This is a genomic window from Gordonia gummivorans (genome assembly GCF_022513585.1).
Classification (GTDB): domain Bacteria; phylum Actinomycetota; class Actinomycetes; order Mycobacteriales; family Mycobacteriaceae; genus Gordonia.
The window spans coordinates 1-1,466 of the sequence record NZ_JAKWBF010000076.1; the positions used below are offsets into that span (position 1 = coordinate 1).

Sequence of the window (1,466 nt, forward strand, 5' to 3'; positions counted from 1 at the left end):
GGGGAGAGTCCCAGGGGGTGGTGGGGTTTCGGTCCTGACGTCAGCTGAGCCGGTCGTGACTGGTCCGGCGTGTCGTGGGAGCTTGGGGTGGGCCATCGCGTAGTGGTCAGTGAGTTACCGACCAAAGTGACTCACAGTTAGGACACACGACGCGATGACCCACGACCATTCTGCCCTGCTCGCCCAGCTTGATGCATTGACCTCTGCCGAGGCCGGCTCGATGTTCGCCGAGCTGGTGCGCGCCGGGCTGCAGGCGTTGATCGAGGCCGAGGCGACCGAGAAGATCGGCGCCGGCCGCTACGAGCGTTCCGCGGAACGCGCTACCCACCGCAACGGGCACCGCGCCAAGACGGTGTCCACCCCGGCCGGCGATGTGTCGGTGAAGATCCCCAAGCTGCGCTCGGGATCGTTCTTCCCGGTGCTGCTCGAACGTCGCCGCCGCATCGACAAGGCCCTGCATGCGGTGATCATGGAGGCCTACGTGCATGGGGTGTCCACCCGCTCGGTCGATGACCTGGTCAAGGCGTTGGGGGTCGATACCGGTGTCTCCAAGTCGGAGGTGTCGCGCATCTGTGGTGAGCTCGACAAGGAGATCGCCCGGTTCCGGGAGCGCTCATTGGCCCACACCACGTTTCCGTACGTGTTCGCTGATGCGACCTACTGCAAGGTGCGGGTCGGGGCGCACGTGGTGTCTCAGGCGCTCGTGGTGGCCACCGGGGTGTCGATGGACGGGTCGCGGGAGGTGCTGGGTACCGCGGTCGGTGACTCGGAGTCGTTCGAGTTCTGGCGGGAGTTCTTGGGCTCGTTGAAGGCCCGTGGCCTCTCCGGGGTGCAGCTGGTGACCTCTGATGCTCATGCTGGTTTGAAAGCTGCTGTGGCGCAGCAGTTCACGAACGCATCATGGCAGCGGTGCCGGGTGCATTTCATGCGGAACTTGCATGGTGCGGTGTCGGCGAAACAAGCGCCGGTGGTGACCGCTGCGGTCAAGACGATCTTCGCTCACACCGAACCCGACGACATCGATGCCCAGTGGGATCAGGTCGCTGACACTCTGGAGCCGTCGTTTCCGAAGGTGGCCACCATGATGCGTGATGGGAAGGCTGATGTGTTGGCGTTCAGCGGGTTTCCCAAGGCGCACTGGCAGAAGATCTGGTCCAACAACCCCATCGAACGGTTGAACAAGGAGATCAAACGTCGGGCTGATGTTGTGGAGATCTTCCCCAACCCGGCCGCGTTCTTGCGGCTGGCAACCGCGGTGGTGATCGAAGCCCACGACGAATGGCAAGTCACCCGCCGCTACCTGTCCGATGTGTCCATGACCGAACTCAAGAAGGTGATCGCCGCCAAACAACACGCCACCAAAGCACTGGACTAATCCCACCAAACCGCCTAGCATTCAACATGACTCGTTGATCACTGCGTGAGTCCACGCCGATCCGAAGTCCACCACTCCACGGGGCACTACC

The 1,466-nt window shown here is 63.1% G+C and carries 1 protein-coding gene; it reads left to right on the forward strand.

Translation table 11 applies throughout. The features are described 5' to 3' along the window. Positions 1 to 154 precede the first annotated feature (154 nt). Entirely contained in the window at positions 155 to 1,375 is a 1,221-nt protein-coding gene (locus tag MKW15_RS24140) for an IS256 family transposase (RefSeq protein WP_240862921.1), read from the forward strand. The last annotated feature ends 91 nt before the right edge of the window (positions 1,376 to 1,466 follow it).

Excerpts from the sequence above, each read along its gene's own strand:
- MKW15_RS24140 (WP_240862921.1), top strand. The coding sequence starts at position 155 with ATGACCCACGACCATTCTGCCCTGCTCGCCCAGCTTGATGCATTGACC.